Genomic DNA, 23,912 nt, shown 5'->3' with positions numbered 1-23,912 from the left:
ACTGGAGGCCGGGAGCGTCAGGTTGTGGTGGTCGGAACGCGCGGACGGCCCCGTCCGTCCATTACTGGTTCCCCTGCGTACGTTCGGGTCACCTTGAACAGCGATACGTCTTCGGGTGCGAGGGTGAACACGGGGGTCGGTCGACCCGCCTGGGCGCTGCCGGTGTCCGCGACGCTCCTGTCGTCGAAGAACAGGACGAAGGTGGGCTCACCGCTCTGCGCGCTGGGCAGCTTGATCCCGTCCACCCGCTCGGTGAGACCCCAACGGATGTACTCCGTCACGATCTGCGTTGGGACGTATTCACGGTGCTCGCGTCCGTCAGGGATGACCGGACGCGTGATCTCCTTGACGTAGTAGTCGAGGACCTGCGACGCCTCCCAGTCGCCAAACCCTGCCGCGTCGAAGTAACTAAACGGGCGTCCGCGTCGGCGGGTGAAGTCGACGACACGGAGCGGACGGGTGCTGCGAAAGGCTCCGATCCGGGCATACGGCTTCGGGCCGTGCCCGGCGATCTCCATGACTGCCGTCTGCGCGTCGCCCGAGGCGTAGAGCATGGCGATACCGGGCGGGCTCATGCGGTTCGCTGCCGCCTTGTCGTGCGGCGCGGGGCCGAGGTACTTCGCGTCCCCCTGCCCGTCGTGGGGACTCTCTACGAGGCGGCCCCTGTAGAAGCACGTCCCCGCGTCCTCGGTGGTGACCAGATCTTGCTCCGAGATCAAGGACGCCAGACTCGTAAGGAGACCGCTGATCGACCAAGAGGGGTTGTACCTACTCAGGCCGAACAAAGAGTCGCCCGTCTCGGGCTCGTCCGGAGTGTCGGGCAGCATCATGAAACGTGACTCGTGCAGCACGGTCAGGACGAACGAAGTCCAGTAGTGGTCGGCCGCCTCGACCGCTCCCGCTGAGCCGAACCACTCCTCGTCGTCGAGCGATCTGGCGACCAGATCGACAATGTGCTCGGCGTACTCGTCGTCGAACGCCGACTCGCACACGTCGTCGATGGCGTCCCGGGTGTCGACCGTGGGGATCGCGTAACGCCCCGCTTCGCTGTCCCACGGGGACTCGTCTACTGCGCGCACGTAGTGGCGCTGCAAGGCTTCTTGGACCTGCTTCGCGACCAGGTCGAGCGACACAGCGAACCCACTGCCAGGAGACTTCTCGGCCGTCCTGCCGCAGACGGTGCACTCGGACCCGACGAGGCCGCCGCCGAGGGCAGCGCGAAGAAACTCGTCCTTGATGTGCTCGATACACACAGCAGCGTCGAGCGCGCTGAAGCCGCCCGCGATGTCCATGACGCTCCCTCCAGGCAGACCTTCTTGTGAGCGCAACTGTGCCAGATCCCGCGTCAGGGACGCGAAGGTCAGTCATTCGCCGCGGTGGGTCTTCCCGCTGGTAGGCCGCGTCGATAGCTAGGCTCTGGGCATGCCCATCACCTGTGGTGCGACCGGCCAAGACCTGACTTCGCTGACCGTCGACGCACGCGACCGCGCACTCGTTGAGACAGTGGCCGCCATGCTCGCAGACCCGGAGTGGCTCCTGCCGTTCGTCGCAGCCCAGACGCAGTACCGGGGGACCTACTACCCTCTGACCGCCGCCGCCCTGCTCGAGGACGTCTGGTACGACGCCCTGGCGAACTGGGTCGCGCGGACGGAACCGAGCACGACGATGGCCAAGACCCCACGCGGCGTGAAGGGCGCACTCGGCGACTACGAGTTCAACGGCCGCCCGTACTCCCACAAGTCGGGCAACGGCCCGCAGGATATGGGGGTGCACTGGGACGCCCTGGTCGCGGAGAAAGGTTCGGGTCTTTGGACGTCCCCCATCTCGGTCGTCTACGTCGCCTCTGGGTACGGGCGTACGACGGGCACGATCCAGCAGACGAGCGGCCACTGGAAGGAGGCGACGCTTTCCGTCCGCTCCTGGTTCGACGTCCCGCCCACCGTCCCGCCGCGGGGACGTGTCCCCGCGCTGCTGAGGTGGAACCCAGACGGCACCGTTGAGGTGCTGGCCGTCTGGGGCGCATGGCCAGAGTTTGAGGAGGTGTGGCCGTCCATCGCCGAGCAGGTCGCCGCTGGCGTTCCCGCGAACCACCTCGAGATGTTCTGGGTCCCCGCAGGCAAGGGGATCGTCGAGGGCGACACCGGTGCTCTCGAGCTGCCCGACCGTCCTGGGGTCTTCGTGCTGCCTGACACCCTGCTGAGTGACGTCCCCACGTCGAAGAACAACCGTGCGACGACGCTCACCAGCAAGACGATGGGCCAGCTGATGCGTTCCTCCGCCCACCTGGGCCTGTGGGCGCCACTGCCGATGTGGTTCGCCGCGTACGCACCGCCGCGCCCACCGGACCTGTACCTGGCCCTCCGAGGCGAGTTCGACCGCCGGTTCTCGCCCGTCAAGTAGCGACCTGCACGGGGCTCCGCCCACCCGAGAGTCTCCAACTCATCCCGGCACGCCCCTCGATCGCATACCGTCGGGACGTGACCGAGCGCTGGACGAGCACCGTTGCGGGCCGCCATCTGGGCGGTCGCGCGAAGACGTCCACGGCACCGGAGGTGGCGCTGCGGCGCGCCCTGCACGCGGCTGGGTTCAGGTTCCGTCTGCACCCAGCCGTGGCCAAGGGGTGCACGCCAGACCTTGTGCTGCCAAGGCACCGTGTCGCCGTGTTCGTCGACGGGTGCTTCTGGCACGGGTGCCCAAAGCACGGCCGCCGCACGCCATGGACAGGACCGAACGCCGGACTCTGGGCGCAGAAGATGGCACGAAACCGTGAGCGCGACGCACGCTCGACCAGACTGGCACGGGACGCTGGCTGGACTGTCGTGCGCGTCTGGGAGCACGAGGTCACTGGCGACGTCGCTGCCGTGGTGGCCACGGTTGCCGCGGCCTCCAACAGCGCGAGTGACCCACGCCAGCCGGAACGGGTGACGTCCGGCGGACGGTCGGGACCTGCTCGCTCCGCTACGGTAGCGAGGGGGAGCGTCGAGGGAGGGCCTCCGGAAGAAGCCGGCCTCACCGAACCCTGACCGTCGCGTCAGGCCAGGTCAGCATCCGTGGCGCTCTCGGCGAGCCGCTCCTGCCCACGCTTCCAGGCTGCCGCGATGCTCTTCTTCAGGGCGCCGTCGCCAGCGAGAGTCTTGGTGACTGCGTCATGGACCGCCCAGCCGCGCTCGTCGTTCTCAAGCAGGTCTTCGTCCCGGTTGACCTGCGCCCAGAGTGCACGGGCGACGACGCCGGTGTTCACGCCGTTGCCGAGCTGCTTCCACGTGGCGGCGTCCTTCTGCGGCCACCTGAAGCCGTCGGGCAGGCCCTGAAGTCGAGCGCCCTCAGCGATGGAGAGGCGTCGCTTGAGCGGGCCGATGATCGGTGTCTGCGAGATCGCGACCAGGGCGGGGAGGTGCGTCAACCGCTTCACGCGGATGCCAGAGGGGCGCAGCGAGATCACGCACTTCCCGACCGAGGTTGCCCGCTGTGCCTGCCACTCGAACTTCTGCCTCGACTCCGGGAACTGGCGCGTCCTGCCGAGCCAGTGAGCCGTCCAGTCCGCGTCGTAGGCGAGCAGGTCGTCGTAGAGCCGGTAGTTGTTGGTGAGGTGGCTGACCTTCCACTTCATCTCGCGTGCATCGTGGAGCGCCCTCTCGCGCTCGTCCTCGTCCTTCGTCCAGACGTTGGCCCACACCGGGAAGCCAGGCAGGTTCCTCGCCTCGACGCCGTCATGGTCGGCGTTGGACGCGTACATCTCCCGGGTCTTGTGGACCCATGCATCCCAGTGCTTGATCCACCCCCACTCGGTGTCAGACACGGTGCCGTCCTCGCGGACGTCCCAGTCGAGCGGGAGGTCATCGCGCAGGTCCCACTCTCGGTCCATACGGATGTCGCCGAGCGTGATCGGGTCCCACTCACCCTTGGGGTCGGGGAGCGTGTAGGGGAGGCGCTCGTCAGCAACCTTCTCGCGGTAGCGGTCTGTCTCGGCCCGAGGCTTCACACGTGTCGCCGCGATGAACACGCGGTCACGGGTCTGCGGGTGACCGCCAAACTCCGGCGCCAGGCTTGCGGGCGAGAAGATCGCGGGGTCGCTGCTCACGACGTAGCCGGCGTCGCGCAACTTGTCGATGATGACTGCCCACTCGTGCTCGTGACGCGGACCGGCGAGGTTGCGGACGTTCTCCAGGAGGACGACAACGGGCTGCTGTGCGCGGACGATCCTCATGATGTTGAAGAAGAGCGTGCCGCGAGTCTCGTCCATGCCCTGCTGCTTGCCCGACTTGGAGAAGGGCTGGCATGGGAACCCTGCGACGAGGACGTCGTGCGGCGGGACGTTGACCGGCTTGGACTCGTCGTCGGGAGCGTCGATCGTGATGTCACCCTTGTCGTTCCTGCCGAGCGGTCGTAGACCCCAGTTCGCCTCATAGACGTCCTGAGCCGCCTTGTCGATCTCGACCGCGTAGACGCACTCGCCGCCCATTGCGTCTAGCACCGCATGGAAGCCGCCGATTCCAGCGAAGAGGTCGATGTACCGGAACGCAGCGGGCTCGTTCACAGGGGTCTCTCCATCGCCGGCGGGATCGAACATACGTACAGCTAACCTCACTGTGGGGGTGAAATCAAGTCTCCACGCGGCGTCGTTCCGCGGCCGTCAAGTGTCGCACGCCCCCAGCCGTCGACCAGTCGTGCCAGGGTGGTCCCGTGCACGACGCTGACGTCCAATTCAACCCAGCAGAGTCCATCCCTGAGGCCAGCGCCAGGATGTTCGCGCTGACTGCCGAGAAGGACGTCGGAACACGAGGGCCAAAGCGCTCCCTCGTCGCGCTCGCGCTGAGCCTCGGGCTGGACGTCGACCTGAACGCGGTCAACGCCGTGCTGGGCAGGCAGATCGCGGCGGCACTCGACACCTCCTGGGTCGACGAGCACGACTTCGACCGCTACGCGATCACCCTCGACGGCATGAACCGTCTCCTGGAGGCTGCTGCGGGCAACCTCGCACGGATGTCGCGCGCAGAGACCGTCTCGAACAACTCCGTGGACGAAGTACTCCGAGCGTTCCCGTGGTTCAGGCCCGCGCGCGGCAAGCAAGAGGCTGTCGACCGCATGTCCGACCTCGCTGGCATCCCGCGGACCGAGCTCGGGCCAGGCGGCAAAGAGCACATCCAAACGCTCGAAGGGCTCGCACGCAGGTTTGCACCGCAGGTCCTCCGCCCAGGAGCCACCAAGCACGAGCTCGCCCGGGGACTCTGCCGCGAGTTCGGCGTCCCGTGGATCATGACTGGTGGCTCCACTGGTGCGACAGTCACCAAGGAGGGGCTCAACCTAGTCCTCGCAGGGGCGGAGTTGCGCGCCCAGAAGCACTCAGCAGCCTGGGCTACGGCGGCTGACGAAGGCGCTGCGCTCGTCCGCACACTCAGCCGTGAGCTTCCCGCCCACTGGGACGGACGCGAGAGCGTCACATGGATGCGGGACGCTGGCTCCACGCAGTGGCGCCAGACCGAGTGGTTCGGCTGGTACTTCGAGGAGATGGTCCGGACCATCCTCAACGAGCAGTTCCCGACGTCCGGCCTCCACGGTCCCCGTGTCCGGTACGGATCGACCACATTCGACTACGCGAGCCCGACGCGCGTCTGGGACGCAAAGGCGCACACGGCGCAGCAGGTGGCTGTCCCACATGACGGGAGGCGCCCGAAGAACCAACCGAAGATCGCCTGGCTCAACGACACCGAGGCTGTCCTCGCCTGCGTCGAAGAGCAAGGGCTCGGGTTCCTCATCGTTGACGGCCTGGCGGGTATGGACACGACCGGGGCGTTCCGGGCGTGGCACACCGACTACGGGCTCACGACTGGCAAGCCCCTCAGCGACTACGTCGCGTCCACCGGCAACTCGCGCAAGCGTAAGACCTGGTGGGCACCGCTCACCCTCCGGGCCGTCTGGATCGAGAACACAGCATCCCTCGATGCCGGAATCGCCGCAGGGTGGATCAGGACCAAGCGACAGCCTGACTGGGGAGCCGAGAAGCGGAAGCGCAACCCCAAGTTCGAGGCTCGTCACTCCGACGCCGGTGCCTGGATCGTCGCGTCGCACGAGTGGACCAGGTCGCGCTAGTGTCGCGACGCATGACGAAGAGCCTCGTGCCGGTCAGCGGGCGTCTGGTTGCCTACCGGGTGCTGGAGATCGGCCCCCGGTACACCGATCGCGACGGTCGGTCGATCGAGCACGCCACACCGCAGGACGGCTCGGGGGCACAACTGGTCGTCACGTTCGGGGACGTCCCCGCGACGCTGCTGCACGACCTGTCGAACGCGGCGCCGCTGGTCGACGGCGCGATAGGAGTGGCTGCTCAGCACCACAGGCTCGATGAACCCGACCGTGACACATCCGATCTCTCCGTCGAGCAGCCCGGGTTCATCGAACCGGGAGCGACGTACCTGACCATCGGCTACGTCCGCCGCGCCGTGGTGGACGGGCTGGCAGGCCGCTGGGCACTCTGGGTCGCCGACACTGCGAGCACGCTCGACCGGCTCAGGAGCTTCGCGGGCGAAGCCGCAGAAGCCCTCGACCAGGCTTGCGCCCGACTGGTCGGTGCCGGCACCCGGATCGACAAGGTCGTCCACGCCACAGCCAAGGCATACTTCGAGCCCGACGACGACGCCCACATGCCGGTCTTCCGCAGCGAGCTGCGCATGACCGCCACGGGTCACGCCAGTGCTAGCGGCTGGGACACACTCGACTGCACGCCCCTGTTCGACGTCCTGAACGCTGCGGGGTCTCCCCGCGACTCAGACCGGATAGCCGCCACCCCGTCCTGGTGGTACTTCCAGGCGATGGACGAGCCCGACGCGCTGCGCAGGTTCCTCTTCGCGCACTGGGGGCTCGAGGCCCTGGCGGCGAAGTTCTGCAAGGTCAACCGCGACCGGATCTCGGGCGCGATCGCCTCGGACTACGGCCTGCCTGCTAAGTCGCTGCTCTGGCCGACCCCTGACGGCTCGGACCGTCCGGCGAGGAACATCGAGTTCCAGTTCGCGCTCATGGCCTGGGGTCTCAAGGGTGCCGACGCCCAGGCGGACATCGACCAGTTCAAGCGGCTCGCAGACCTGCGCAACCGGCTCTCTCACGGAGAGCGCGTCGACCACTCGTCACTGCCTCGCCACGACGGATTCCTGCTGTTGCGCGAGTATTTGTCGCTCGTGTTCGGGCACGACCCGGACCGCCCTGCGCGCTGACGGTCGCCCGTCAGGTCAGCTTCCGCCACGGGTGGTGCGGTCGTCTCGGAGGGTGTCAAGGACGAACCCGCACCAGGTGCGGCGCGCTGGTGCGCTCTTGCTTTTGATCATGTCCTCCCCGTCGGCAGGCGGGGTCTTGATCGCTAGCGCGAGTCCTTGCCGGGTCCTGTCGCCTTGCGCGGCGGGGGATGTTCGCTCATGCCGACGGTTCTAGCGTCAGGCCCTGGCTCGGGGCAGCGCTGACCCCTAGTGCGGTTGAGATGGTGATGGCGTCTGCGACGAGGCCGATGCCTGTCGTGATCAGATCGATCATCCTGCGCCTCCCTTCGCTCTTCAGCATGCGGAACATGGTTGCGATGCTGAGAGCGACGACGGCAGACACAGCGATTCCTGCGCACATCGCGGGGGTCAGACTCTCCCCAAACGGAAGTCTGCGGCCGGCCGCCCGGCCTGCTGACGATCGTAGCTGCGCCCACCTGCCCGTGCCGCCATGTGGTTCGCCCCCGCAGCTCACGGTTCTCCCGCTCGAGCTCCGCGATCCGGGCCTCGTCCGTGCTCGTCGTGCCGGCCCGGTCACCCGCATCGATCTCGGCCCGGGCCACCCACGTGCGCAACGCCTCGGGGGTGGATCCGAGCTGGTCCCCGATCCGCTTGTACGGCCCGGTCCTCGTCGCCGGGTCCTTCCGAGCGTCGATCGCCATCCTCGTGGCCCGCTCACGCAGCTCGTCGCTGTACTTCCTCGATGCTGCCATGGCTCTCATCCTTCCTGGCTTGAGATTCTCCACCGAACCCGGGGCGATTCACATGGGCGCGGTCACAACGCGATGCGCTCAGGATCGCCCCGTCGCGATTCGGGCGCGTCCGGTCGCGCCGCGCTTCCGCGGTATCGGCGCGCCTTGTCCAACTCGCCGGCAATCTCCACGACCCTCGTGAAGTCGTCGCGCCCAGGTCTGCCCTCGACTACCCTCGCTGGCCCACAATCAGGCGCCAGAGCCTTGACCGCCGCGAAGAGGTTCGGGTGGTTGTGCCCGTCGATGGGCTCGTACCTCCGCACTGCTCGCCGCACACCGGCAACGCCGACTCCTGACAGCGAGAGTTCGTTCCAGACGAAGTATCGCCGCTGGTCGATGCCTTGCTTGACCCGAGCGGCGACGTACGCGTCAGTCATTGTGAAGAGACGACGCAGCCATGCGAGCTGGTTACCGCTGACTCGCTCCCCCGTTCCGACGGCGTCCTCTATCGCACGCTGGGCGGCTTCGGCGTCGGCGACGGAGCCCTGGCCACGGCCAAGGGGACCCGCGACGCGCCCCATCAGCATCCCGAGGAGCCTCTGGTACTTCTCGGCGCGCCTCGCAAACTGAATCGCCAGATCGTGGGCGTCGACAACCCCGGCCGCCCGAGTCGCGAGCGCGGACACCAGCCGTTGTGCGCGCACGATCGCGATCAGCGAGTCGACGGTCGGGAACTCAGCCCCGAGCCCGACGAGCAGGTTGTGCTGGGCCGTGATCGCGCCGTCAAACCCGAACGGGTACGGCTTCGGCATCAGCGCAGTCGGCGGCCGGTATCCAAGACGGTCGACAGCGCTAGCTTGGGCGTGAGTGACGCCCGCCGCCCACTGGCTGCAGAGCTGCGCAGCGGACAGCGCCGAGTCGACGAGCTGGGGCTCCTTCGTGGAGAACGAGTCCTGCCACTTGGACTTGGTGCTCAGGCGCTGCCACCCGGGCAGCGGGAAGTACCGGGCGTCGAGTGCGATCAGCGCCCAGGTGAGGTCAGCGGCATCGCGCAGCAGGACGCGCGCGTCGTCGAAGCGGATCCTGTCTGCGACGACGGGCAGCTCGCGCTCGCGACCGGTCATCGCGGCGACTGCGGCTCTGCGCCACGTCTCGGTGAGGCGGGTGTCCTGCACCGCGGCGAGTTCGGCGGCGCTCACGCCACGTCCGCCGGGAAGGGCGCCCGTCCGGGGCTGGTCGGTTCGGAGCCAGTGGAGCAGGCGGTGCGGTGTCTCCCAGCCGTCGACGACGTGGATAGGTGTCGCGGCCTCGGTGACCGCGAGCGCGTAGTCCCAGACCACCTTGCGGTAGCGCAGGATCCTCGCCGTCGCGGCGGCGCGTTCCTCGGGCGTCGTCGTTGCCTCGCGGTTGCCGTTGGCGCCTCCGAGGTAGAACGACGGCCGGCGCATCGCGAGGAGCTGTGTCATGGACGCGTGCAGTGCACTGGTGACCTGGCCGTACATCAGGCACGCCCCTGCACTCGGTGGGAGTCGGTGTGGTGGGGGTCGCGCTCCCACTCACGGTCGAGGAGGTCTCGGATCGATAGGACGGCGCGGTTGTCGAGGTTGAACACGCAGAGCGCGGTGATCGCGGCGCGGGCCGCCGCGTAGTGCACGGTCTTGGCGCTCGTGACGAGCGGCTCGGCAGAGGGTCGGCACATGGGGTCGTGCAGCGAGTCGAGGGCCTGCAGCACGAACCAGTACTCGATCAGGCTGGTCGCTGGAACCGTCTCGGCCAGCGCGACGAGGCTGGTGCGCGCGATGCCGTAGAGCAGGTAGTGGTCCAGCGGCAGCGCAAAGGTCTGGACGGTCGCCTCGGCCTGACACTCGGCGCGGTCGACGCGCGCGTCATCCCAGCCTGAGACGACATCGGCAAGCACAGGATAAAGATCTGCCCACGGCGTGCCGAGCGCGATCAGCTCCCCTGTCGCCTGACGCGCTCCCAGGTACAGATCTCCGCGCGCCGCGGATTTCGTGGCGTCGTCGGCGAACACTCATCGAGCCGGAGCTTGCCCAGCTTCGGCACCATGAGCGTCCCGAGCAACCGCTCGTACTCATCGACGGTCTGCGGTCGCCGCCGTGCATTCGGCCACGCCGAATGCACGCGCAGCTCGTCGATCCACTGCCGAGCAGCCAGGCCGACCTTGCTGTCGTGCTTGAGGTCGGCCGATCCTCTCGGCCGCTTGAGCCGATCCTCGACCTCGGCCTGCACGGCGAGCCGTGCGGCGGCTCGAGTCTTGCGGCTCCGGGAGATCTGCGTCTCCATGCCGTCGAGCAGTCGCACGCGCACACGCGCTTGGAACGACCCGCTCGAGGTCTGCTTGATGAAGATCTCGCCGTGCTCGCCGGCCTTCAGCCTCTCGTGAGCCATCCAGCTCACCAGCCCGATCCGGAGCCGGCGCCCGGCTCGTCCTCGACAGGCGCGTCCGGGCCTCGAGCCATGCACGGACGTCCGACTCCTCGAACATCAGGTGCCGACCGATGACGTACGCCTTGGGCGCCGTCCCTCTCTTGCGCCAGGTGTGCACCGTCGCGCGGCTCACGTGGACCTTCTCGCAGAGCTCGTCGAGCGTCCACATCGGCGTGTGGGACAGGGGTTCGCTTCTCGTGAACATGGACCTCAGGTGCGTCACAGACGCCGGCGTCCGAGGTCGATCGGGGTCGTTCGCACGCATGCTCGGTGAGCACTCGCGTGGAATCTCGCGTGGAATCACGGTCGTTCTGGTCCTCTCTTCGAGGACTTCGGGGAACGACGAAGGCCGTTGACCAGGACTCTCATCCTGACCAACGGCCTTCAAGGAGTGGAGCTAGGGGGATTCGAACCCCCGACCTTCTCATTGCGAACGAGACGCGCTACCAACTGCGCCATAGCCCCTCGAGCGGTGTACAGACTAACACCTCGGGGCCGTGGTCCTGCAAACCGGTGACGCCCTCAGCGCCTCCTGGGGACGGGTGGCCCGGCGGCGCTCGGGCTACTGGCCGGCCGCGCGTCGCCGCGCGAGGATCTCGTCGAGGGCGAGCCCCAGGGTCTCGGTGCTCGGCTTCTGCGCGTCGCCCTCCGCGCGCTCCGGCGCCCCGGACCGCTCGGGCATCGGCACGGCGGCCGCCGGCGCAGGTCGGGCCGTGGTCGGCGACGTCTGGTCGTCGGTCAGCGGGGCCGGCTCACGCCGGGGCGCGGTGGGCTTCATCGTGTACGTCGGCCGCGGCACGGGGACCGGGTCCCAGGCACGCCCCGACGGGACGCGCCCCTCGCCCGCCTCGGTCGCGACGGCGGTCGGCGCCTCGTCCCGCTCCGGGCGCGCCGAGGATCCCTCCGCGGGGTCGTCGTCGGTGCGCGCGGTGCTCGACGTCTCACGTGTCCCGGTCCCCGCGCTCGAGACCGTGGCCGCAGCGCCGTCCGTCGTCGCCGTCGCGCTCGCCCGCGCGAGGTCCTTCGCCGTGACGCGCGGGATCATCTGGGTGCTCAGCTGCGACCCGTGCACGGCCCGGCCGGTCACCCGAGGGCGCACGTTGCGCGGGGCGGCAGGGCCGCCGGCGACCGTGCCGCGCGCGGCTCGCGCCGCCGCCCGGCGCTCCGCGAGCCAGGCGGCGTCGGCCCGCTGGGCGGACAGCACGGCGCGCCGGCCGAGGACGAGGACCACGGCGAGCAACGCCGTCGGGACCGCTCCCGCCCACCACGGCGCGAGGCCCAGGCCGACGACGACCCACACCGCGACGCTCGCGAGCAGCAGGACGACGGTGAGCGCGAGACGGCGCCGCGCGGCGGCCGCTCGGCGCTCGAGGAGGGCGAGGCGCGACGTCGACGGACGACCGACCTCCTGCACCACCCCTCGGGGGGATGACGCGCTGCCGCTGATCTCCATTGCGTCCTCCACCTCGTCGTGCGTCCGACCGTCCGACCGGTCCGATCCTGCCGTGCCCGTCAAGCCCGTCGAGCCCGTCATGTCCGCGGCTCCCCTCGGGCCCTCCGGCGCCGCGCCGAGCAGTGCCCGGCGCCCGCCACCCGGGCCGACCGCGACCGCGACCGTGCCGTCGAGCGCCGGCACGAGGCGGTCCGGTGCGCCGAGGCCCCGCCCGGCGACGGACAGGACGCGCAGCGCGCCCGAGAACCGGTCCTCCGTGCGCGCCTCCAGCAGCTGCTGGCGGTGCTGCACGCGGTGGGGCACGTAGTACCCCAGCCACAGCAGGACCACCGCGAGCGCGACGATCCCCGAGGCCGATTCCACGTTCCGACGGTAGGCGAGGCCCTCGCACGCGGCCCGGACGCGCTCCGGCGTGTCGGGCGCCCGGCCTCCCCTGCGCCGTCGACGCCGCGTGCCCGACGTCGCGTCAGGCGTCGCTGCGGCGTGTCGCCTGCCAGCGCGCGAGGAGCCCCTCCGGGACCTCCTCGGTCGTGATCGCGAACGTGCGGTGGTCGCGCCACGCACCCTGGATGTGGAGGAACCGCTCGCGCAGACCCTCGTCACGCAGGCCGAGCTTCTCGACGACGCGCAGGCTCGGCACGTTCTCCGGCCGGATGTTGATCTCGATCCGGTGCAGGCCGAGCACGGCGAAGCAGTAGTCGACCGACATCGCCACGGCGGTCGGGATGATCCCCCGCCCGGCGACGTGCTCGCTCACCCAGTAGCCCACGCTCGCCCCGCACAGGGACCCGTAGGTGATCGACGAGACCGTGAGCTGACCGACGAGCTCGCCGTCGAACTCGACGGCGAACGGCAAGGACGAGCCGTTGCGCGCCTGCGACGTGAGCGCACGGACGTACTCGCCGAAGGTCGGCGGCCCCCCCGGACCGGGCCGGGGCGACGTGGCCTCCCACTGCTCGAGCCACCCGGCGTTCCGGGCGCGCAGCGTCATCCAGTCGTGCGCGTCACGCCGGCGCAGGGGGCGCAGCACCACCGCGCCGTCGAGCGTGTCGTCGCGCAGCGTGACGGGCCAGGGCCTGGTGACGGCCCAGGCGCGCGCCGTCTTCCCCGTCATCGTGGCGTCCTTCGTGCGGCGTCCATCCTCGGCCTTCCTCGCGCGTGCCGAAGCACGGACGACCCGGCCTCGCTGACAGGGTCTACCACGGTCGCGGCCGACGCCACCAGCCGCGACCGCGGCGCGATCACCCGAGCGTGACGACGACGCGCACCTCGCTGCCCGCCGGGCGGGCGGGCACGGGGACCGCCGGGTCGTGGTCGACGCCGTCCACCGTCACGGTGCGCACGCCCTTCGACACGTGGTCGGGGTTGCGCACCTCGATCTCGTAGACGGCACCGCGCCACTCGCGACGCACCTCGAACCCGTCCCAGTCCCGCGGGATCGACGGGTCGACGACGAGCCCGTCCAGCGCGAGGCGCACACCGAGCACGTACTTGGTCACGGCGGTGTACATCCAGCCGGCGGTGCCGGTCAGCCACGGGTTCTGCGCCTTGCCGAACCACTCGTGGTCGCGCCCGTAGAGGAACTGCACGTAGGCGTACGGCTCGGCCCCGCGGACCTCGATGTTGTCGTTCTGGTGGTACGGGAGGATCGCGTCGTAGAGCTGGACGGCCTCGTCGCCGCGGCCGAGCAGCGCCTCCGCGATGATCGGCCACGCGTTGGGGTGGGAGAAGATCGCGGCGTTCTCCTTGATCCCCGGGTAGACGCGCGTGACGAACCCGACGGTGTCGTCGACCTGGGTGAACGCCGGCCAGCTGAGGTGGCTCCCGTACTCCGACCCGAGCAGCTCGCGCACGGCGTCCATGGACGCCTCGCCGCGCTCCTGCGTCGTGATGCCCGCGATGACGGGCCACGCCTGGTGCTCGAGGAAGATCTTGCCCTCGGCGTTCTCCGCCGAGCCGATCTTCACGCCGTCGCGCGTGTAGCCGCGGATCCACCACCGGCCGTCCCAGAGCTGGGTGTCGGCGACCTTCGCGATGCGCTCGCGCTCGGCGGTGAACCGCACGACGTCGGCCTCCGCGCGCTCGTCACCGGCCGCGGCCAAGGGCTCCGCGATCTCGAGGAACGCGCCGATCGCCCATGCGTGGAGGAACGTCACGAGCGACGTCTCGCCGCCACCGAGGTTGAGGCAGTCGTTCCAGTCCGCGCGCAGGCCGAGCGCGACGCCGTTCTGACCCACCTGCTCGGCGGAGAACTCGAGCGCCCGGACGAGGTGCTCGTACACCGTGGCCGGGGTCCCCTCGGCGAACGGGATCTCGAGGTCGAGGAACGCCCGGTCCCCCGTCTCCTTGACGTACTCCACGACCGACGGGACGAGCCACAGGTGGTCGTCCGAGCACGTGTCCTCGAGACCGTGGACGAGGTCCTTCGGGTCGACGGTGGGCACGATGGTCGGCGACGGGACGTCGGGCAGCTTCTCGGCGTCGGGGTCGAAGGCCTTCGGGTCGAACAGGTGCAGCCCGTAGCCGGCCTCCGTCTGGGCGCGTAGGAGCTCGACGATCCGCTGCCGCGTCTTCGTCGGGTTCGAGTGGACGACGCTCAGGACGTCCTGGGCGGTGTCGCGGTAGCCGAGGCCCGCACGCCCGCCGACCTCGACGAACGACGCGAACCGCGACCACTGCACGCACGTCTCCGCCTGGAGCAGCGTCCACGTGTTGATCATCGTGTTCATGCCCTCGTGGGGCGTGCGGATGCGCAGCGCGTCCTGCTTGGCCCTCCAGTACGCCGCGAGACGTGCGCGCTCGGCGTCGACGGCCGGGACGTCGGCGTGCAGGTCCGCGTACTTCGCCTGCATCGCCCGGCCGGCCGCGTCGCGCGAGCCGTAGCCGAGCAGGTGGACGAGGCGCTTGGTCTCGCCGGGCTGGAGCACGATCTCGTGCTGCAGCGCCGCGCAGTGGTTCTGGGTGGTCGCGGAGGTGTTCGTGCCGTGCCCGCGCTCGACCGCGACCGGGTTCGCCTCGGTGCGGTACGGGCCGATGAACGAGTCCCGCAGCGAGTCGTACGACGACGGCGTCTCGCTCGACGCGAAGTAGTGGAACGTCCACGGCTCGTAGAAGAAGTCGTACTCGACGATCCCGTCCTCGTACGAGGAGCCCGACGAGTACAGCGACATCTGCAGGTTCTGGTTGTCGATCGTGATGGTGTGGAAGCTGAACTCGACGTAGCCCGTGACGGTGAGCCGCCGCTCACGGTCCGTCGTGTTCGTCAGGCGCACGTCCCACACCTCGACGTCGTCGTCGAGAGGGACGAAGACGGTCTGCTCGGCGTCGACGCCCTTGTACTCGGCGCGGAAGGTCGTGTACCCCATGCCGTGGCGCGTGGTCCACCGGCCGGCGCCGCCTGCCGGGTCGAGCTCCTCGTCCGGACCGACGAACGGCTTGCCCACGGGCTGCCACGACACCGACCAGTAGTCCCCGTCGTCGGCGTCGCGCACGTACACGTAGTGGCCGGGGCGGTCGAGCGGCACGCCGTTGGGGCGGAAGCGCGTGATGCGCCCCTGCTGCGAGCTCTTGTAGTACGAGTACCCGCCCCCGGTGTGCGACAGGACCGTGCACAGGTCCTTCGTGCCGAGGTAGTTCGTCCACGAGACGGGGACGTCGGGGCGCTCGACGACGTACTCGTCGCGCGCGGTGTCGAAGCGGCCGTAGCGCATCGTTGCTGGGGTTCCTCTCCGGGGGTCCTGCTGGGGTGGTCGTACGTGCCCGACGACGCGCGGCCACTCGTGAGGGTGCGCGTCGTCGGGTGCGGGCTCAGACGCCGGCGGTCACGAAGCCGCGGAGCCAGTCGAGCAGCTCGCCGGCCTTCTCGGGCGTGTCCGCCTCGACGAACATCCGCAGCACGGGCTCGGTGCCGGAGAACCGCAGGAGCGCCCAGTTGTCGCCCTCGAGGAGGATCTTGGTGCCGTCGAGGTGGGAGACGGACACGACGGGGTACGGCCCGACGTGCGTGAGCGGCTCCGCGGCGAGCCGGCGAGGCACCTCGACACGCATCTCGGGCGTCGCGGGCACGCCGGCCTCGAGCGTGTGCAGGCGGCCCGTGATCGCGTAGACCGTCTCGCGGAGCTCCGAGATCCGCTTCCCGGTCCGGGCGAGCATCTCGGCGACGAGCGCGCACGCGAAGATGCCGTCCTTGCCGAGGATCCAGCCACGGATCGTCAGACCGCCCGACGACTCGCCGCCGAGGACCGCGCCGATCTCCTCCATGCCGGCCGTGACGTGCTTGAAGCCGACCTTGACCTCGCGGGACTCCTCGCCGAAGTGGGCGGCGAGGCGGTCGAGCAGGTGCGTCGTCGCGAGGTTGCGCACGACGCCGCCCTTCTCGCCGCGCACCTCGTGCAGGTACCAGTACAGGAGCAGCAGCAGGTCGTTGGTCGAGATGTACTCGCCCGTCTCGTCGACGATGCCGATGCGGTCGGAGTCGCCGTCGGTCGCCATGCCGAGGTCGTAGCGCCCGCCGCCCTGGCGGATCATCGACACGAGCGTGCTGAGCCGCTGCAGGTCGGGCGCCGGGGCCACACCGCCGAAGAGCGGGTTGTGCGCGGCGTGGATGAACTCCGAGCGCACGCGCATGTCGGACAGGATCGTGCCGAGCGTGAGCTGGCTCGTCCCGTACATCGGGTCGACGACGACCTGCAGGTCCGACCCGCGCACGGCCTCGACGTCGATGATCCGCTCGATCGCGTCGACGTAGGGGGCGGTGAGGGCGCGGTCCACGACGACTCCCGTGCGCCGCGCGACGTCGATGTCGAGCGTGATGACGTCGTCCACGGAGAGCGCGTTCGCCTCGTCCTGGTACCGGTCCGTCTCGTCGTCGAGCGGCAGGGACCCGTCCTGGCGGAACACCTTCATGCCGTTCCACTCGGGCGGGTTGTGGCTCGACGTGACGATGATCCCGTACGCCGCGCCGAGGTACGGGGCGGCGAACGTCACGAGCGGGGTGGGGACGTCGTCGGGCAGGAGCGTGACCGCGATGTTGTTGCCCGCGAAGACCTCTGCCGCGGCGACCGCCGACTCGCGCGACAGGAACCGGCGGTCGCCGCCGATCACGACCCCCTTGCGGTCGAGCCCGCGGCGCACCGTCTCGTTCGCGATGGCCTGGCACAGGCGGCGCACGTTCGCGAGGGTGTAGCCCTCCCCGATGACCGCACGCCACCCGCCGGTCCCGAACACGATCTTCGTGTCCGTGTTCTTCGTCGGGACGAACAGCCGCTTGAGGACGACGTCCGCGGCCTCCTGCAGCTCGCCGGGCGTGTTGATGCCCCGGACCTCGTCGGTGTCGTAGATCCGGTACGACGAGATCCGTCGACCGGCACCGATGACGCGGCGCGCGAGCTCGGTGAGCCGGTGCTCGCCGTCCGCGGCCATGGCCTCGAGCTCGCCGAAGAGCAGGCTCGGCGCGGCGACGTACGCGCCCACGTTGACCTCGGGCCGGTCCCCCAGCGGCGCACCGGCGCGGTCCTCGGGCTCGAGGACCGCGCTGATCTGGTCGCCCGCGCGCACCACGAGCCCGGAGCTCGGCTGCGGGTCGTCGACGACGGCCGAGAGGAGCGACAGGTCCGCCCGGGTGAGCGCGTGCCGCGTGAGCAGGCCGAGGAGCGACTCCGACCGCAGCAGCGGCGTGTCGGCGTAGGCGACGAGGACGGGCCCGTCGGCGCCCGGGCCCAGGACTGACGCGATGGCGCCCCGGGCCGCGAGGACCGCGTCGCCCGTGCCGCGCGGCTCGCGCTGCTCGACGTAGACCACGTCCTCGCCGAGCAGCTCGCGCACGGTCGGGTCGTCGGGCGAGACCACGACGACGACGCGACCGGGGTCCACGACCTTGCGCACCGTCGCGACGGCGAGCTCGACGACGGTCGCGTCCCCGAGGGGCCGCGTGAGGAGGTCGCGCGACGCGGCGTCGTGCCCGGCGGCCAGGACGACCGCCGCACGGTCCGCGCGGACGGGCGCCGCGGCGGACGCCTGCGTCGTGGGAGCGGCGGACGGGGTGGGCGTCCGGAAGGTCGTCGGCGCGGTCATGGCGTTCCCTCTGGTCGGCGCAGGCCGGCCCTGACACGAGCGACGACGCTTTTGTCAGGAGTCCGTACTAGTACGCCTCGATCATAGGTCCGCCCGGACCGTCGAGGGAACCCCGTACCGGTGCGACACCGCGCGAGACATCCCCCGCTCGGTGGACGGCTCAGCGCGGCCGCCGGGTGACAATAGGGACATGAGTGGCCCGGACCAGCCCTACCCCCTGCACGGAAGCATCGAGGTCGAGGACGCGAAGGAGATCCTCCGCAAGGCCATCCGGACGAACCGGCAGTCCCGCTCGGAACGGCTCCGCAAGGAAGCGGCCGTCGCCATCGCGGACGTGATCGAGACGATCCCCGACGTCGCGGCGGCGACCTGCGTCGCGACCTACGCCGCCCGACCCACCGAGCCCGGCACGGCCGAGATGCTCGAACGACTCTCCGCGCGCGGCGTCCGCGTGCTGCTGCCGGTGCTCGGCGCCGGGCTGCAGCGCGACTGGGCCGAGTACGACGGCCCGGCGGACCTGCAGGTCCGCGCCCCCGGACGCCCGCCCGAACCCGGCACCGCTCCTCTCGGGCCGGAGGCTCTCGCGCTCGCCGACGTCGTCGTCGCGCCCGCGCTCGCCGTCGACTCGCGCGGCGTCCGGCTCGGTCAGGGCGGCGGATGGTACGACCGCGCCCTCGAGCACACCCGGCCCGGCGCGAGGGTCGTCGCCGTCGTCTTCCCCGAGGAGGTCTACGACGCCGCCGAGCGCCCCCTTCCGCTCGAGCGGCACGACAAGACCGTCGACGCCGTCGCGACCCCCCTCGGCTGGCGCTGGCTCCCCTGACCCCTGGTCTTCAGTGCGCGGCCGTGGCCGGGCCCGGTGGTCGGGCCGGGTCACGCCGCCGCGCCGTCGGACAGGTGACGGGCAGGACGAGCGGCGGGGTCGAGGTGTGCGCGAAGGGCGTGGAAGCGCGCGAGAGAAGGCGACCGACTGCTCGAGGTGACGGCGCGCCGGCCCGAGCACACACCTCGACCCGCCGCGGGCACGACCCGCAGGCACGACCCGAGGGCGCGACCCGACTCGCGCGCTAAGGAACGAGTCGGAGCTCGTCCGTCCCGGCGTCGGCGACGGCCTCGACGGTGAAGGGCCACGCGAAGGTCTCGCCGCGGGCCCACGTGCCGAGCTGGTCGTCGTAGTGCTTCGACGCGGGGTGGCCCGACGCGCCCGTCACGGTGACCCACGTGGAGCGGTCCAGGTCGGCGAGGTCGACGACCATGCGCATGGACGGTCCGGCGGTCACCTCGAAGGAGCCCGACGCCGCGTCCCACGCCGTCGCGTTGACGATGGACGACCCGCCCGGCATGCCCACCGGGTCCGGGTTGACGTAGTCACGCACGGGCGCCGGGATCGACTGGCCGCCGAGGACGGGGTGCTCGAGCTCGAGCTGGTGCAGCTTGCCCCAGGCCCAGTCGGCGGGCTGCTTGCTCTGCTCGACGGTCAGGTCGAGCCGGGCCGAGATGAGGGCCTGCGTGAGCACCTCGTCACGGGTCTCGACGACGCTGACGGTCTGCCGGTCGTCCCAGAACGCGTCGGTGGGGTTCTCGACGAGCCGCTGCACGACGGCGAGCCACCGGCTGCCGCCGCTCGGTCGCGCCGACTCGGGCAGCTCGTCCCAGAACGTCAGCTGGAGCAGGTTGCGCCACACGGCGGCGAAGTACGCCGCGGCGGCGGAGTCGGTGTCGGTCCGGTAGTCCCAGTCGGCGAGGAGCTCCTGCCCCTGCGCCGCGAAGTCGTCGTCGATGTCCTGGTCGAGCAGGATCGGGACGAGCGCCTCGGCGTACGGGCTGCGGTCGTCGAGCTGGATCTCGTTCATGGTGTCGACGCCGATCGCCCGACCGGCCGCGATCTCCTCCTCGAGGAGGTGGCGGATGCGCTGCGAGCGGAACCCGTAGTCCCAGTCGGTCGTGAGGAACGGCTCGAGGCCGGCGGGCAGCACGGCCTGGTTGGCGGCCACGACGAACCCTTCGGCGGGGTCGACGACCCGGGGCATCTGGTCGCTCGGGACGTAGCCCTGCCAGTCGTAGCGCGCGTCGGACCCGTCGCGGGGCCACGTGCCGTCGGACGGCACGGCGGAGTCGGGGACCACCTGCCGGACCGGGATCTTCCCGGGGGCCTGGTACCCGATGTGACCGTCGGCGGTGGCGAAGACGATGTTCTGCGCGGGCACCTCGAACAGGGCCGCGGCCGCCTGCATGTCGTCCGCGTCGGCCGCGAGGTTGAACGCGAACACCGCGTCGGCGGTGCGGCCGGGCTCGAGCGCGGTCCACTGCAACGAGACGGCGTACTCCCCCAGGCGCGTGTCGGGCGCGGGGGTGTCCTCGGCCGACGCGGTCGCGGGGATGACGGTCGAGACGATCGGGCCGTGGACCGTCGAGCGGATCTCCAGCTCGACGTCGTCCCCGCCGGCGACCTCCAGGGTCTCCGTGCGGATGTCGAGCGGCTCCCACGTGTCGCCGCGCAGGTACGTGTCGTCGCGCACGCGCTCGACGAAGAAGTCCGTGACGTCCGCGCCCATGTTGGTCAGGCCCCAGGCGAGCTGGGCGTTGTGCCCGATGACCACGCCCGGGAACCCGGCGAAGGAGAAGCCCGCGACGTCGAAGGCGCAGTCGGGGCCCACGGACGTGCAGTGCAGGCCCACCTGGGCCCAGATGCCGGGGGCGGAGAGGCCGAGGTGCGGGTCGTTCGCGAGGATCGGCTGCCCGCTCTCCGTGTGCTCGCCGGACACGACCCACGAGTTCGACCCGGTGCCCTCGCCGCGCCCGATGAGGACGGGGACGGCGGCGAGCGCGCGGTCCGCCGACGCGATGGCGGCCTGCAGCCCCTCGGACGAGTACGTCTGCGCGGCCTCCGGCGAGATGTCGGCGGAGACGCGCTGCGGGTTCTCCAGCTCGCCCGGCTGGAGGACGGTCGCGTTGACGTCCGACGGGTACGCCGGGAAGAGCTCGGCGACGCGCGCGGGGTCCTGCAGGGTCCCGTACGCGAGCGCCCGGTCGAGCTCGTCGTCGTAGTTGCCGCGCAGGTCCCACGCCATGGCCTTGAGCCACGCGAGAGAGTCGACCGGGTCCCACGGCTCGGGCTCCGCGACGTCGACCTGCAGGCCGAGCACCGTGTACTCCAGCGCGATCTCGCCCGGGCTGCGGTTCTCGAGGTACGCGTTGACGCCCTCGGCGTACGCCTCGAGGTACGCCCTCGTCTCCGGGGCGACGATCTCCCACTCCTGCTCCGCGACGTCGCGCCACCCGAAGGTGCGCGTGACCTTGTCGGCGGCGATCGCGTCGGGGTTGTCGCCGACGAGCTCGGTGAGCCGCCCGGACGTGACGTGGCGCCGGTAGTCCATCTCGAAGAAGCGGTCCTGCGCCTGGACGAAGCCCTGGGCGCGGAAGAGGTCCTCGGGGGTGTCGGCGTAGATCTGCGGGATGCCCTGCGCGTCGCGGAGCACGGTGACCTCCGCGCCCAGGCCGGGGAGCGTGATCTCCCCGTCCGCCTGCGGGAGCGGCCGGCGCACCGTCGTGACGACGAGCACCGTCACCGCCACCAGCACGACGACGACCAGGGCCGCGACGACGACGAGCACGCGCCGACCGGTGCGCCGCGCCGGGCGCGAACCGGTCATGGTCTCGGGGTCGTCACCGGCGGGCTTCTCGACGGGTTCGTGCGCAGACACGGTGCGAGACTACCCCGGCCCGGGTCGCCGCCCTGTCCGCGTATGATTAGCACTCGGAAGATTCGAGTGCCAGCGAGTGTTGACCTGACGGCAGAGGCCCGGCCGCCGTCGAGGCGCCGTCACGTGAACGAGGAGAACCCGTGCCCACCTACGCGTACACCTGCACCGCCTGCGGTCACGCCTTCGACATCCACCAGTCGTTCACGGACGACGCCCTCACGGTCTGCCCGGAGTGCTCGGGCCGCCTGCGCAAGGTGTTCTCGCCCGTCGGCGTGACCTTCAAGGGGTCCGGGTTCTACCGGACCGACTCCCGCTCCGGCGGGAAGTCCACCTCGGCGTCCACGAGCGCGAAGAGCTCGACGAGCGGCAGCACGAGCACCTCGACCACGTCCTCCGGATCCTCCTCGACGAGCTCCTCGTCGGGCTCCTCGTCGACGTCGTCGTCGAGCTCCGCCCCGAGCGCCTCCTGACCGAACCGGTCCGCCGAGCGACAGGTTGCCGCGCTCGGTCGACCACAGGCCTGCGCCGTCCGGGCATCGCCCGCACCGCCACCCAGCCACCACCGCCGTCGTCCACAGGGACGACGGCGGTCGTGCGTCCGATCCCGCTAGCGTCGCGGCCATGTCCTCGCCCCCTCGCCGCGGCGTCCCCGTGCCCGACGACGCGCGCGCCCGTACCCGTTCGGCGCGCCGTCGTGCCGGCGTGCTGTGGTGGCGCCTGCGGTTCGTCGTCGCCGCCGTGTGCTGCGGCGCCGCCGCGGCCGCGGCCGTCTCGGCCCTGCGTCCCGAGCCGCCGCCGACCGTCCCGGTCGTCGTGACCGCGCGCGAGGTCTCCGCGGGCGACGAGCTCGGCGCGTCGGACGTCCGGGTCGTCGAGGTGCCCCTGGGCCTCGCTCTCGAGGCGCTCCGGTCGACCGACGACGCCGTCGGGCGGTCCGCGTCGGTGCGCATCGCGCCCGGCACCGCGCTGCAGGAGTCGCTCGTCGCAGCGGGGGACCTCGTCGCCGCCGCCCCGCCCGGGACGGTCGTCGCGCCCGTGCGACTCGACCCGGGCGTGAGCGGGCTGCTCGCGCCCGGGGACCGTGTCGACCTGCTCCTCGCGTCCTCGACGTCGGGGCTGACCGGCGTGGCCGGTGAGCCGGTCCCGGCCGACGGGACCGACCCCTACCTCGCGCGCGGCGCCGTCGTCGTGCCCGGCCGGACCGAGGAGTCCGCCGCGGGCGGTCTGCTGGGAGCCCAGCCCACGACGGCCGAGCGGGTCGTCCTCGTCGCGGTGCAGCCCCAGGAGGCCGAGCGCCTCGCCGCCGTGGCCGGCTGGGGCCAGGTGACGGCGGTCCTCGTCCCCTGACGGCGCCCCCGAGGTCTGTGCCGTTCGAGGCCGGGACCGCCGTCGCACCCGGTGGTCGGCGTTTGCTCCCCGTGGTCGGCGTTGGGAGGATCTGCCGTGCACCGGCTGCGCTCCTGCACCGGCTGCACCCACTGCATCACATGCACTGACGTGGCGCCGCCGCCACGCGGCCCCACCGAGGTGAAGGAGACGACGGGATGAGCGTGCTCAACGGGTTCAAGGAGTTCGTGCTGCGCGGGAACGCCATCGACCTGGCGGTCGGCGTCGTCATCGGTGCGGCGTTCACCTCGATCGTCACCGCGATCGTCGACGGCCTGATCAGCCCGCTCATCGCGATGATCTTCGGCAAGCCCGACATCTCGAACATGTGGAAGATCGGTCCCGTCAACGAGGCGACGATCAACATGGGCCTCATCCTCAACGCGATCCTGCAGTTCCTCCTGGTCGCCGTCGCGATCTACTTCGTGATCGTGCTGCCGATGAACCACCTCGCGGCACGACGGAAGCAGGACGTGGAGCCCGAGCCCGCCGCGCCCGCGGAGGACGTCCGCGTCCTCCAGGAGATCCGCGACCTGCTCGCCGCGCAGGCCGCCGCACCGGGCCACGGCGGACCGAGTGCACCGGGCGCCGGCCCGGCGGGCGGTGCGCCCGGCGGTCCCGCCGACCGGTTCTGACCGGCGCACCCTCCCGCGCGCGTCGCGCCCGTCAGTGCTTGCCGTAGTGCGGCGGCACGTCCTGCAGCAGGCGGTCGTCGTTCGGGCCGGCGGCGGGCGCGGGCCGTGCGTCGTCGCCCCAGCCGCCCGGGCGCTCGTCGGCGCTCGCGCCGGGGACCGACGTCGTCTCCGTGCCGCGGCGCACGGCACGGCGCGGGCGCCGGGCGCCGGGACGGGCCGACGTCGGCTCCTCGTCGGTGTCGTGCTGGGCGGCGGAGGTCATGTGCTCATCGTCG

20 protein-coding genes, 1 tRNA gene and 2 pseudogenes are annotated in these 23,912 nt (G+C 70.9%); 8 read left to right on the top strand and 15 right to left on the bottom strand.

The features are described 5' to 3' along the window. Window positions 1-17 precede the first annotated feature (17 nt). Window positions 18-1,292: an RES family NAD+ phosphorylase gene (locus ACWPWV_RS10600; protein WP_454042953.1), complete on the bottom strand. Its 1,275-nt coding sequence runs from the start codon at window positions 1,290-1,292 to the stop codon at window positions 18-20. 130 nt (window positions 1,293-1,422) lie between these two features. Between ACWPWV_RS10600 and ACWPWV_RS10595 the strand changes: the two genes are divergently transcribed. After that, entirely contained in the window at window positions 1,423-2,400 is a 978-nt protein-coding gene (locus ACWPWV_RS10595; RefSeq protein ID WP_454042952.1) for a hypothetical protein, read from the top strand. Beyond that, window positions 2,292-3,023, top strand: coding sequence for a very short patch repair endonuclease (locus ACWPWV_RS10590; RefSeq protein ID WP_454042951.1), 732 nt, complete (start codon window positions 2,292-2,294; stop codon window positions 3,021-3,023). Before ACWPWV_RS10595 ends, ACWPWV_RS10590 begins: the two co-directional genes overlap by 109 nt. A gap of 8 nt (window positions 3,024-3,031) precedes the next feature. On the opposite strand, the gene dcm is transcribed toward ACWPWV_RS10590, so the two are convergent. Further along, on the bottom strand, window positions 3,032-4,570 hold the full coding sequence (gene dcm, locus ACWPWV_RS10585) for a DNA (cytosine-5-)-methyltransferase (RefSeq protein ID WP_454042950.1): 1,539 nt from the start codon (window positions 4,568-4,570) through the stop codon (window positions 3,032-3,034). A gap of 113 nt (window positions 4,571-4,683) precedes the next feature. Here dcm and ACWPWV_RS10580 point away from each other — a divergent pair, with 113 nt between their 5' ends. Further along, window positions 4,684-6,090: a hypothetical protein gene (locus ACWPWV_RS10580; RefSeq protein ID WP_454042949.1), complete on the top strand. Its 1,407-nt coding sequence runs from the start codon at window positions 4,684-4,686 to the stop codon at window positions 6,088-6,090. A gap of 11 nt (window positions 6,091-6,101) precedes the next feature. Beyond that, window positions 6,102-7,208, top strand: a complete 1,107-nt coding sequence (locus ACWPWV_RS10575) for a hypothetical protein (protein WP_454042948.1) — start codon at window positions 6,102-6,104, stop codon at window positions 7,206-7,208. Window positions 7,209-7,404: 196 nt separating this feature from the next. Here ACWPWV_RS10575 and ACWPWV_RS10570 read toward each other — a convergent pair whose 3' ends face one another. The 11 genes and pseudogenes from ACWPWV_RS10570 to ACWPWV_RS10520 all read right to left on the bottom strand — a co-directional run bounded on the left by ACWPWV_RS10570 (window position 7,405) and on the right by ACWPWV_RS10520 (window position 17,912). Beyond that, the gene (locus tag ACWPWV_RS10570; protein WP_454044612.1) at window positions 7,405-7,557 is read right to left on the bottom strand and encodes a hypothetical protein; all 153 of its coding nucleotides are present in this window, start codon (window positions 7,555-7,557) and stop codon (window positions 7,405-7,407) included. A 163-nt stretch (window positions 7,558-7,720) separates the two neighbouring features. Further along, window positions 7,721-7,960, bottom strand: a pseudogene (locus tag ACWPWV_RS10565) (transposase); the annotation flags it as partial. A 62-nt stretch (window positions 7,961-8,022) separates the two neighbouring features. Further along, window positions 8,023-9,405 carry a hypothetical protein gene (locus ACWPWV_RS10560; RefSeq protein ID WP_454042947.1) on the bottom strand — a complete coding sequence of 461 codons (1,383 nt, stop codon included), beginning with the start codon at window positions 9,403-9,405 and terminating at the stop codon, window positions 8,023-8,025. Between the two features lie 35 nt (window positions 9,406-9,440). Further along, complete coding sequence (locus tag ACWPWV_RS10555; protein WP_454042946.1) at window positions 9,441-9,971, bottom strand: hypothetical protein; 531 nt, start codon at window positions 9,969-9,971, stop codon at window positions 9,441-9,443. Then, the gene (locus ACWPWV_RS10550; RefSeq protein WP_454044611.1) at window positions 9,893-10,357 is read right to left on the bottom strand and encodes a hypothetical protein; all 465 of its coding nucleotides are present in this window, start codon (window positions 10,355-10,357) and stop codon (window positions 9,893-9,895) included. Before ACWPWV_RS10550 ends, ACWPWV_RS10555 begins: the two co-directional genes overlap by 79 nt. A 58-nt stretch (window positions 10,358-10,415) precedes the next feature. Then, window positions 10,416-10,556, bottom strand: a pseudogene (locus tag ACWPWV_RS10545) (helix-turn-helix transcriptional regulator); the annotation flags it as partial. A gap of 223 nt (window positions 10,557-10,779) precedes the next feature. Next, window positions 10,780-10,852 (bottom strand) — tRNA-Ala (locus tag ACWPWV_RS10540). A gap of 97 nt (window positions 10,853-10,949) precedes the next feature. Continuing rightward, window positions 10,950-12,203: a hypothetical protein gene (locus tag ACWPWV_RS10535; RefSeq protein ID WP_454042945.1), complete on the bottom strand. Its 1,254-nt coding sequence runs from the start codon at window positions 12,201-12,203 to the stop codon at window positions 10,950-10,952. Window positions 12,204-12,306: 103 nt separating this feature from the next. Continuing rightward, window positions 12,307-12,954 carry a GNAT family N-acetyltransferase gene (locus tag ACWPWV_RS10530; RefSeq protein ID WP_454042944.1) on the bottom strand — a complete coding sequence of 216 codons (648 nt, stop codon included), beginning with the start codon at window positions 12,952-12,954 and terminating at the stop codon, window positions 12,307-12,309. A gap of 127 nt (window positions 12,955-13,081) precedes the next feature. After that, window positions 13,082-15,550: a GH36-type glycosyl hydrolase domain-containing protein gene (locus tag ACWPWV_RS10525; protein WP_454042943.1), complete on the bottom strand. Its 2,469-nt coding sequence runs from the start codon at window positions 15,548-15,550 to the stop codon at window positions 13,082-13,084. Window positions 15,551-15,647: 97 nt separating this feature from the next. Next, complete coding sequence (locus tag ACWPWV_RS10520) at window positions 15,648-17,912, bottom strand: NTP transferase domain-containing protein (RefSeq protein WP_454042942.1); 2,265 nt, start codon at window positions 17,910-17,912, stop codon at window positions 15,648-15,650. Window positions 17,913-18,102: 190 nt separating this feature from the next. Between ACWPWV_RS10520 and ACWPWV_RS10515 the strand changes: the two genes are divergently transcribed. Further along, window positions 18,103-18,735 (top strand): 5-formyltetrahydrofolate cyclo-ligase, encoded by a 633-nt coding sequence (locus ACWPWV_RS10515; RefSeq protein WP_454042941.1) that lies wholly within the window; start codon window positions 18,103-18,105, stop codon window positions 18,733-18,735. A 244-nt stretch (window positions 18,736-18,979) separates the two neighbouring features. Here the strand turns inward: ACWPWV_RS10515 and ACWPWV_RS10510 are convergent, their stop codons facing one another. Beyond that, window positions 18,980-21,565 (bottom strand): penicillin acylase family protein, encoded by a 2,586-nt coding sequence (locus ACWPWV_RS10510; protein WP_454044519.1) that lies wholly within the window; start codon window positions 21,563-21,565, stop codon window positions 18,980-18,982. A 191-nt stretch (window positions 21,566-21,756) separates the two neighbouring features. Between ACWPWV_RS10510 and ACWPWV_RS10505 the strand changes: the two genes are divergently transcribed. The 3 genes from ACWPWV_RS10505 (at window position 21,757) to mscL (ending at window position 23,637) form a co-directional block, all read left to right on the top strand. Then, entirely contained in the window at window positions 21,757-22,086 is a 330-nt protein-coding gene (locus ACWPWV_RS10505; RefSeq protein WP_454042940.1) for an FmdB family zinc ribbon protein, read from the top strand. A gap of 151 nt (window positions 22,087-22,237) precedes the next feature. Further along, window positions 22,238-22,963, top strand: coding sequence for an RcpC/CpaB family pilus assembly protein (locus ACWPWV_RS10500; protein ID WP_454042939.1), 726 nt, complete (start codon window positions 22,238-22,240; stop codon window positions 22,961-22,963). A gap of 197 nt (window positions 22,964-23,160) precedes the next feature. Next, window positions 23,161-23,637: a large conductance mechanosensitive channel protein MscL gene (gene mscL / locus ACWPWV_RS10495; protein ID WP_454042938.1), complete on the top strand. Its 477-nt coding sequence runs from the start codon at window positions 23,161-23,163 to the stop codon at window positions 23,635-23,637. Between the two features lie 31 nt (window positions 23,638-23,668). Here mscL and ACWPWV_RS10490 read toward each other — a convergent pair whose 3' ends face one another. Beyond that, window positions 23,669-23,899: a hypothetical protein gene (locus ACWPWV_RS10490; RefSeq protein WP_454042937.1), complete on the bottom strand. Its 231-nt coding sequence runs from the start codon at window positions 23,897-23,899 to the stop codon at window positions 23,669-23,671. Window positions 23,900-23,912: the final 13 nt, after the last annotated feature.

The sequence above is a fragment of the Cellulosimicrobium sp. Marseille-Q8652 genome (assembly GCF_965112045.1).
This window is presented reverse-complemented; position numbering and strand designations above follow the sequence as displayed.